The sequence below is a fragment of the Lactobacillus sp. W8174 genome (assembly GCF_016100975.1).
Classification (GTDB): domain Bacteria; phylum Bacillota; class Bacilli; order Lactobacillales; family Lactobacillaceae; genus Lactobacillus; species Lactobacillus juensis.
Window position 1 is genome coordinate 534,387 of the sequence record NZ_JACFRN010000001.1, and the last position, 10,662, is coordinate 545,048.

The following is a 10,662-nucleotide window of genomic DNA, read 5'->3' on the forward strand; positions in this document are numbered from 1 at the left end:
GTTATGTTTAATTGGATTTATGCTGTGCAAAAAGAAGCATCAATTATGATGCTTCTTTCATCTTATATGAATATATTGTATTTAAGCAAAGTGTATTAGAAGTTTGCCTTCTTGATAAACCTTCCTTTAGCTATAATAAAGTACTTTTTATGACCAATTTTAATAGGATTGCCATAAGTCTTAACAGCTTTATGTTTACGCAAAACTTTTTTACCTAAACGATGACCATACTTATTGTATATATAGGCATTATGTTTCAGCTTTAATTTCTTGGCATCAATATTGCCGCTATTTACAAGCAATCCATCTGTTAAAACGTAATAGGTTTTACCGCTAATAGTTTTCTTAGCAACTGTTTCAATTTCTGAACCCAAGTTGATAATTAACTTGTTAGCACGCTTGCCATTTTCATCATATAGATAAGCATTATGCATTAGTTTCTTAGTCGTAGTCTCAACAGTTTGAACTGCAGCATTAATAGTTGCTGCAGCAACTTCTTCACCCGCTGATCCCGTAGCAGTTACTAATTTTACATTTCCTGCTTTGACAAAGCGGTTCTTTGCAATAGTGAAATATCTTTTACCACGAATCTTAACGACTCCACCGAACGTATTAAGCAGCTGACCCTTCTTGTAAACGCCAGTCTTCTTAACCCGTTTACCTAGCTGGTTATAAATATATGCATTATGGACCACTTTTTGCTTGGTGGCCTGACCATTTGTTGCAGCAACATAATACTTCTTGTTATTATCATGTGTGTCAACTAGTACATAGTATTCACGGCCTCCAATAGAAACTGTACCATAAGTAGTAAGGATTGAACCGGCACCGAGTGTAACTTTGTTAGCACGTTTGGCAGAATTATCATATAGATAAGCATTGTGCATTAAGGTCACATTAGTACTTTCGCCTAAATCATTTGGCGCACCATTTGTTCCATTTTGTTTATCAGTTGATGGTTGATTAACAGGGTTAACAGGAATAGATGAAGTACTGCCATTACTATCAGAATTAGAATTGCTGCCATTGTTGTCAGAATTATTATTGGTATTGTTTCCGTTATTATTGCCATTATTATTGCTGTTGGCACTATCTTTAATAATCTTATCAATGACAGTTGAATCTGATGAAGCCTTATTAATCGCTTCAATACCATCGTCACGCTTGCCGTCAATATCAGTTAAAGTATTATTTTGATTAATCTTTTCCTGAGCATCAGCTAAAATGCGGTCGATTTCAGTCTTAATTGCAGCTTTTTCATCGTCAGTATAGTTATCACCGTTTTCATGCTTGACCCTGTTATTATCAATTTTCTTCTTAGCATTAGTAGCAGCATCTGAGACAGCAGCTTTGGCAATCTCCCGTATCCCAGTTATTCTATTATTCAGAACTTCATCATAAGAATTACCAGAGATATCTTTATATTTGTCATGCTCACTATTAGTTGCATAAATCAATGCAGACTCACCAAAATATTTTTGGTTCTGGGCAACTGCACCTTTGTATTCAGCCTCAACATCCCTATTGGCAGAACTCTTAACTGCATATAATGCTTGCTGCATTAACTGATCAATTGCTTGCCTTGCCATGTCTATATCATGGTTCATCTGATTTGCAATATTCTCGTAAGATGCGTCAGCTTGAGCATCTTGAGTAAGCACACTATCTATACTTCCATGTATGCCATCAAGTCTATTTTTGAAATGATCTCTATCCTGAGGAAGTAGACTATCTATATTGTTAAGCTTGTCCTTTGCCTTATTGAACAAATCATTAACTTTTTCTTTACCCATTAGCTCATTATAGGCATTGATTCCATTGCTATACGCTTGAGATGTAGAGCCAATGTTGGTCGAATGCTTAATTGCATCAATTGCATCCTGGATAGCTTGAATGTTCCTTTGATAATCAGGATTTGCTTTTTGTGCTTCAGTTAAGCCATTGTATCCAGCTTCCAGGCCTGTTATTTCATTTCCAGCACCCTTTAAGGCATTAGCTTGGTTATAATCAAACCATTCAGAAGTATTTTGATAAGTATCAGTTAGCTTAGTACCAATTTGATTTTCGTCAGTCGGAATTTTATTGATATCAGTTTGCTGTTCTATGTCTGCTTTTTCAGTTGCATATAAATCATCAACTATCTTGTTTAATGCTTTCTTTTGATCAGCAGTTAGTTGAGATGACCCAATAATGTTGTGAGTTGTTGAATATTTTCTTTGTAAAATATCTTCTGCCTTTGCTTTGGCAGCAGCAAGATTAGTATCTTTTTCGACATCAGCAAAGCCAGGAATGTGACTGCCAGAATTGTTATCAGAATATCCTTGGGTTGCATTGTTAACAATCTGATCAACGTCTTTTTGGATGTCAGCAGTAGAACGATCATTTCCATTCTTATCTGTTGTCGGAACTGCGTTAATCTTTGCCTTGCTTTGATCGTAAATATCTTGAAGCCTCTGTTTTTGCTTTTGTAAATCAGAGTTTACTAAGCCAGAGCCTTCAAGTTTTTTATCAGCTTCTGCTTTTTGCTCAAGAAGATTATTAATAGCATTTTGCTTAATTTGATAGATTTCTTCTTTATTTTGGGCTGTTTGGTAAAGCTGGTCGATTCCAGTTTCACCTAAATTGGTTGAGTGTCCCTCGCTATCCAGACCCTTCTCAATGTTTTGCAATTTTTGTTTAGCATTTTCGAGATCCGTTGTTGTCGGACTGCTTGGTAAAGCAACTTTACTAATTTCATCCTTAGTCTTTTGAACCAACTGATTAAGTTGATCCTGTAAGTCAGCCTGTTGTTGATCAGTTAAATGACTTGCAACTTGACCAATACTGCCCTTATCTTTGACATACTTATCAATAGCAGCAATTTGTTTGTTCTTTTCACTTAGTAAATTGGCTGGAATACCTGCTTGATCTATAGCGGCCTCACCAGCTTTTTCAACTTGACTTAAGTTTGCATTATCATCAGCGCCATATAAGTCGCTAATGCCTTTTTGCATTGCGTCATTTATTGCAGCTTCATTTTGACTTATTTCCGTTGGATCAAGTCCTGAACTTGGCAATTTTGTCTTAGCAGCTTCAGCATATTCTTTCAGAGTATTAATTTGTTTGTTCTTTTCTTCGAATCGCTGAGTTAAGCCAGTAATTGCATCATTACCAGCTTGTGCCGCTTGATTCATTGCACTATTGGCATCAGTTGCATTGTTTTGAGCAGCTTGAATATTTTGAGCAGCTTTATCACGTTCTGACTTGATGCGATCTCTCATCTGATCTGCCAAACTAGGATTATCTTTAGCAATCTTATCTGCAGCTTCATTTGCTTTATTAACTGCGTCTTGCAACTTAGTCAATGCGTTATTGACAGATTCTGCCTTAACAATTTCATTATTAACTTTATTCAAATCAGCATCATTCTGACCTTTAGCATCAGACAATTGGTCCTGGCTGGTAGCAGAGTTAACTCTGGTTTCACCAGACTGACGAATTTGATCAATTTTATTCTTCAAATCATTATACTGGTCTTGACCTAATTTTTTATCGGCCAAATCTTGATCAATTTGCTGTTGTAATTTATTTGTTGAATTATCAAAATCATTTTTAGCAGATGTCTTAGCGTTAGTGAGGCTGGTATCCTTTGCTGTATCAACAATCGCTTCTATTGCTTTATTACCCTCATCTTGAGCCTTTTGCACATCATCTTGATTTTGAGCTTTATCAATATTTTCTTTTGCTTTATCCCGCTCGCTTTCAATCGTAGATTTATCATTAGCGTCACTAGCAATTGAAGTTTGGGCTTTATCATCTAAGGCAGATTTTGCCTTATTTTTAGCCGCCTGCAGTTTAGCATCAGACAAGGCCTGGTAAATATTGCTTAGACCGGTATTCTTTTCTGTATCAATATTTTCAGATAGAGCGCCACTGACGCTTGAAACGGCATGATCATAAGCATCCTGTGCTTGCTGTTTAAACTTAGCTAGCTGATCAGGGTTTAGACCAGTTAAACCATTAATTTCTGGTAGAACACCGGTATCAGTTGAGCCTTTTCCAAGAGCTTTATCAAGTTCTTTAATTGCTTGATCTCTTTGGTTACGGATATCGTCAGCATCACTCTTACTTGCATTAGCAACTACGTTACTAATTCCCTGTAAGGTATTATTTTTGATTTTCTCAACTGTAGCGCTATCATTAGCCGCGCCAATATCTTTAATGCCTAAATCAGCCACTGCAAAAACCGCATTTTGGTCTCGTGAATCATTTAGTTTAGCTCGAGCCGCGTATGCTGTATTTTTAATCAAATCGGTGGCAACAACTTTATCACTAGCTAACTTGGCAGCAGATTCAATGTTATTAATTTTATTTAATGTATCTTGATAAATTCCAGTTAGTTGTTCTTTATTTGTGGCAGCGTCAATTTTACTATTTGCATCCGTTGGGATTGACTCAAGCTGACTAATTGCATCATCAAATTGCTTTTTTACTTCATTTCTTTGGTCATTCGATAATTTGCTATAAATGTCACTTAAACGATTCTTGGCACTGCTTGCAGCATTGGCAATATTATTTTTAGTATCAGTTTTAGATGTATTAAAACCATTACCTGCAGCTTCTGCAGCATCAATAGCTGATTCGCCCTTTTTCTCAGCTATATTAGCATCAGAGACAGCATTTGTAGAATCAATTATTGATTTTGCATTATCGCGTGCAGATGTAATGTTATTAATAGTTGTGGTCTTGGCATCATTAGTAATATCTGACGAACTATTAATTCGGTCAATCGCCTTTTGTGCATAATCATCAAGCTTTTGTTTATTAAGGATCTTATTAACATTTACGTCACTAATCACATCATCAATTGATGACTTACCATTTTGGACAATTTTATTAAGTTGCTCATTGGTAGTAGTGCTTTTATCATTAATGCCATTAACACCAATATCATATGTAGCATCCACTTTTGCACGCAATTCATCTTTGTTGGCACTGGTAATCTGATCCATATTGCCAATTTGCTCTTTTACTTTATTGCGCTCATCCATTAGAGCTGTTAAAGCCTGGTCTTTTGCAGATTGCAAGTTCGCTGCAGCTTGAATGTTTGCTAAATCATTTTTACCTTTAGTTAATGCTGCATCTATATCATCTTTACTTGCACCTTGAATGGCAGTTTGAGCCTGATTGAAGGCATTGGTAATCTGATTATAGTAGTCATTCTTTTCGGTTACTCCTAAATTAGGATCATTAGTAATCTGACTGCTTGCAGAATCACGCGCATCTTTTAATTTTCCAATTGCAGTTTGACGCTGTTGTTCTAAGGCCTGAGCTTCGAGATCAGGAGAAAGGGAATTAATAACAGAATTAATGGCATCAATTCCTGTTTGAGCATCAGTGTTAATATCAGTTACTGTATGGTCATTAGTGATCGCCTGGATTGCTTGATCATAACCTGCATCAATCTGATCCTGTTTTGCTTGAACTATTGCCGGATCAAGATGAGAATTTGCAAGAGTATTTTTGGCATTAGCCTTGGCCTGTTGCAGTTTGCTAATTGCCTGCGCCTTAGTGGCCGTGATTTGAGCAGCACCTAAATCTTTTAGAATATTGTTTTGACCATCTTGCTTAGCCGAAGTGATATCAGAAACATTTTGAGCTGAAGCAATTTTGGCCTTCGCAGCCTGGGCATCTTGATCAATTTGATCTTCATAATACTTCTTATTTGAAGGACTAAGTTGACTATCATCAATGCTTTCAATTTTAGCTTTTGCATCATTAACAGCTGTATCAACGTCTTGAGCTGCCTTGGTTCTAGCTTCTTCTACCTCTTTATTGGCAGTCCCTTGTGCATCGCTTACAATATTATCTATACTGTTTTTAGCGTTAGTGACTGTCTCAGCGATTTTAGAACTATCGACTTTGTTTAAGGTATCAATACTATCATTAACTACCTTGCTGATTTGATCATGATATGCTTTCTTTTGTTCAGTAGTCAGATTGTTGGTTTGATCGATTTGGTTATCAGCGTTTACTTGCTCTTGTCTGATCTGCTTGATAGCATCATCTAAGGACTGGTTACGCTCACCCTTAGCCTTAGCTGAAGCCAGTAAGCTGTTTAAGGCATCGATACCATCATTACGTGCTGAATCAATTGCAGTTAAACTGTCTGCCTGATCAATCCGCTGGTTATAGCCAAGAGGAGTGCTTGAATTATTGAGCAGTTTCTGTGCATTTGCTACGCTATCGTCAATATCATTTGCTGACAAGCCTGGCAAGCTACGCAATTGGCTTTCAATATTACTTTCAACTTGGGCAAGCTTAATCTTAGAAAGCTGTCTTAAAATTGACCGCTTAGTTGACTCCTCGGTTGTCGAAACAGTAGCAGAATCGCTTGCTTGATCAATATTGGTTAAACCATCAGTTACTGTTTTTTCGATTTCAGAGTTTGAAGGGATGCCTAGCGAGCTCTCATTAGCATTTGCATATCCCAAAATTTCAGCTTTTGCAGCATTTTGATCAAAAATAGTTTGTGCAGCTGCTTCTCTTTGATTGATAACAGTGTTGTCAGAAGTGCCATAAATTGACTTTTGCTCATCATACTTAGCACTTCCTGGTTTAGCAGTTGCAACTTCTGCTGCTTGATCAATTGCGTCTAGTAAAGGAGTTTGTTGATCTAAACTAATGCCTGAATTCTGTACTCGCTCTTTGGCAGCAGCTGCTGCAGCATTAATTTTGCTTGCTTCTTGATCAGCATTTATATCCTTAATAGACTCCTTACCCTTAGAACCATCAGGATCATCACCAGTGATAATGTCGTGAACTGCTTTATTATAGGAATCCTTTATTTCTGTAGTCTTATCGGCATGGTTTTTAATTTCATCTTGAGCAACAGCTTGTAAGTCTTTCAGTGCTTGAATTGTTTTATTAACTTTATCAATTATACCTTGAGCTTCTTTTTGGTGCCCATCTACTGATACTTGGTCAAGATCTTTTTCAATATCGCCTTCTGGTTGAGCGATAGCCTGAGCACGAGCCAGACGAGTAGGTAAATTAACTATTTCATCCTTCTCTTCTTTACTCAAGTTAGGATCGTTTGCTAGCTTGTAAGCGTCAACATAGACTTGATCAATTTTTTGCTTAAGATCAGTTTCAATACTCTTCTTATAACCATAAGCAGCTTGATCAATCGCATTTATGCCATTCTTCTCTGCTTCAGTAATATCTTTATCAGCTTGAATACCTTTAATAGTATTAATTGCTTTATCACGTGCAGCATTAATCGCATCTGTCATTGTAGGAAATCTCTTTGACTGCAACGTGGCTTCATTATTTAAATTTGTAATTGCATTATTACGAGATGCCTCAATCGTTGAAGAATTTTGCGCCTGACTTACGATATTCTTAATTGCATCAAGGGCAGCCTTCTTACGATTGTTAACCTCTGTTAAAGTATTAGCACCTGAAGCATAAACTGAAGTTTTTTCGTTGTCGGAAGTAATTGTCTTAGATGCAGCCGAAGCAATTTTATCTAGCTGATCATTAAACTCTTTGATCTGTGCATCAGATAAATTATTAGGCCTGTTTATTTTTGCATCACTAATAGCATCAGTGATTGCCTTAGCAGCCTGATCTTGCGCATCTGTTAAAGTTAGAATATCCAAGTTTTTAATTATTGGACGACGTCCAGCAGCAACACTAGATGGATCATAGCTAACAAAGTTAGCATTTGGAGTTAATTCTATAGAGTAGCCTTTATCAAACTTAATCGTTTGATCGGCTGGAATAGTAAAACTAAACGAACCGTCATCATTTACAATTGCTGCAAATTGTGTTGGTAAAGGATTTAAAGAACTGTTGCTTGAATCTCTAGTGGTGTCTTTTGTTTGTGCGTATGGATTGTCGATTATATTTTTACCATTTTGATCCTTTGGTGTCCATGCAGTTTTTACACCCATACTATCAATTAAATTTGCTATAATATATGCTTTAGTGGCAACAGGTAAAATCAAACTAAACGGGTTTTTCAAATTTTCTGGATCTGAATCTGGTCCATCAGTAGCAGAATTATAATTAATTACGCTACCTGCCTCACCGGAAATTGTTTGTGAGCCATCATCATTTCTAGTGATTTTGACCTTTCCAGGATCAATATCTAAAAAGCCACTTGGATTGGCCGGAATAAAACTAATGTTGTTATAGCCAAAATTATTGCTATTATTGAATGCTTTTTGAATAATATCCGAAAAGATTTGATCGTAAGTCCAACCGTTCTTAATACCATCAGCTAAGGAATTTTGAACGTCAGCTGGTAATTTATCAAGTGAAATATGAGCCTTAGCAGCCTGTGCTTTAATTTCTGCTAATTTATCTGCTGTTAGCTTTTCTTGACCATTAAGCAACTCAATATTATCGACTGCAATTGTATTGTCAGTTTTCCTAACAGTTAAAACGTGAAATGGTGGCAATGTTACTTTACCAACCCCAGTTTGCGTTGAGCTCAAATCAAACTGCTGACGCACATTTGTTAAGGTAATCGGCATGGTGCCGATAATACTCGTAGCAGGATTGGTATTGCCCTGGACATTCAAAATTAATGAGGTAGGATTATTAACAAATAATTTTCCGCCTTGCACATCTACCAAAAGTATTTGGCCATTACCGCCATCTACGTATCTACCATTTGGACCTGGCTTTCCAAGAATGATGTTAAAACCACCGTTTTCAATATTGGCCGTACCCCTAATTAGGACCAAAGTACCAGAATAGTCGCCCATATTTGAACCATTAATGTTTAACGATCCCCTTGGCAGAATGTTAAAATTACCACCATCATAAATCAGGTTTCTGTTGCCCCAGTTATTAGCTATATCACCATTAGTAGTAATATTGACTTTCGCATCACTATTAATGTTGAAAACGGAGTTGCCATCATTGATCAGGATTGCACTGGATTGATCGTTATCATTTGTACCATTATAGTGATCGCTACCAGTTGTGATATTCAGCTCACCATCAACATTAACGGCTTCATTATTGCCTAACATGGCGATAGCTAAAGGAAGCCCGGTATGCTCAGCAGCGTTAGAGCCTAAGCTATTATTAGGAATATAGATCCGCGGTGAAAGTGATACCTTAGCGTTCTTTTCAATGTTAACAACATTGTTGTTACCCGCCATTTCTATCACATTACCACCAACGGTTTTACCAGTAAAAGTCCCACTAAAATCAAGTGAATTATTTGAACCAGTAAATTCAAAAAGTTGTTGAACATCACCACTTGAAATGGTAATTCCTGGATAAGGTGTATGCGTTACTTCCCCGTAGTTTGTTCCTGTAAAGTAAATTTTAGTATTATTTCCACAGTGAACCATTTGCGAACCATGGAAATTAACATTATTGAATGTGATTTTTGAAAAATGACCATCTTGGTTGTAATCATCAGTCATGATGACGCCCCAGATATCTGCACTCCATAAGTCAAGGTTGTCGTAGGTTATATCTAAATCCTGCGTACTGCCACTATTTAATTGGAGATGGTTACCTTTCAAATCAACTTTATACCTAGTACTACTGTCACCAGCGGATTTAATGAGCATTTTCCTGCCGTAAAAGTAGAACGCTTGTGATCCATTCTCTGGTCCGTCAGTAATATCGTTCATAACGTCAATTTCTGAAATACTATCATTTTGAAACGCACCTATAAGCTCATCAAAGGTATGGACCTGTGCTACACTAGCATCCCTAGTATTTATTTCTGTGTTTTCAGCAGCATTTGAATCATTAGCCACTGCAGCTGTTGAATCGACAGGCTTTGTTGTATCACCTTTAGCGGATGAGTCAGCAGCGGTATCCTGATTATGACTAGACTGTTGATCAGAATTATTCGTCGACTCGGGCATTGTCTTTTCTGATTCTGCTTGACCAGTTGCAAAACTGTGACTAGTCTTTGAGTCACTATCTTTTAAAAATGAACTTAAGCCAGAAAAAGTGCTTAAATCGTGCTTCGTATTATCTTGAAATGATTGCTTTTGTGTAGTTGCAGTTTTTGCCTTAGTCGCAGTTTGTTCAGTATTAGTTGTTTCATTTCCATTAGTTTGGGAATCTACTTCTTCACTTGCTGGATCAACTGTATCAGCTTTAACTGTTTGATTGCTTAAGCCAAAGAATGTAAAACCAAGTAAGACAGAAGCAGCACCAATAGTCAATTTACGAATTGAGAAGTGGTCTTGCTTTGCCTGCATTTCCATTTTACGTATTCTTTCCTTATTATTATTTTTACCTAGCATAATAATCCTTTCTCGAAATTATGATTACATATTAATTGTAAGTCCTGTTATTTTTACTGTCAATTTAGTAACACTATTATGCATTTTAATAGGTAATGAAATTCAAAAAAATATAATATAAAATAACCTTAATTTTAAGTTTTATGCTGATTCAATAAGTATAATATATATATAAATAACAATAATTTAATCAATAGAAATAAAATGTTTATTTTAAATATAAATTAATTTTACTGTTTTTATAAACATATTTATATATAATATACAAAATATAATTTGTACTATATATACATGAATATGTTTGTGATCTGATTAACATAGTCAATTAAGTAAATATAACTTTTTTCGGACTTGCTTAGATATTTAGATAGTATGGAAGATATGCCTGCTAGAG

At 36.2% G+C, this 10,662-nt stretch carries 1 protein-coding gene; it reads right to left on the reverse strand.

Translation table 11 applies throughout. From position 1 onward, the window contains the following. Window positions 1-95: 95 nt before the first annotated feature. On the reverse strand, window positions 96-10,268 hold the full coding sequence (locus tag H3U49_RS02605) for an SLAP domain-containing protein (protein WP_198179404.1): 10,173 nt from the start codon (window positions 10,266-10,268) through the stop codon (window positions 96-98). Window positions 10,269-10,662 lie beyond the last annotated feature (394 nt).

Bases quoted from the DNA above. Each gene is read 5' to 3' on its own strand.
- H3U49_RS02605 (WP_198179404.1), bottom strand. From the start codon at position 10,268: ATGCTAGGTAAAAATAATAATAAGGAAAGAATACGTAAAATGGAAATG.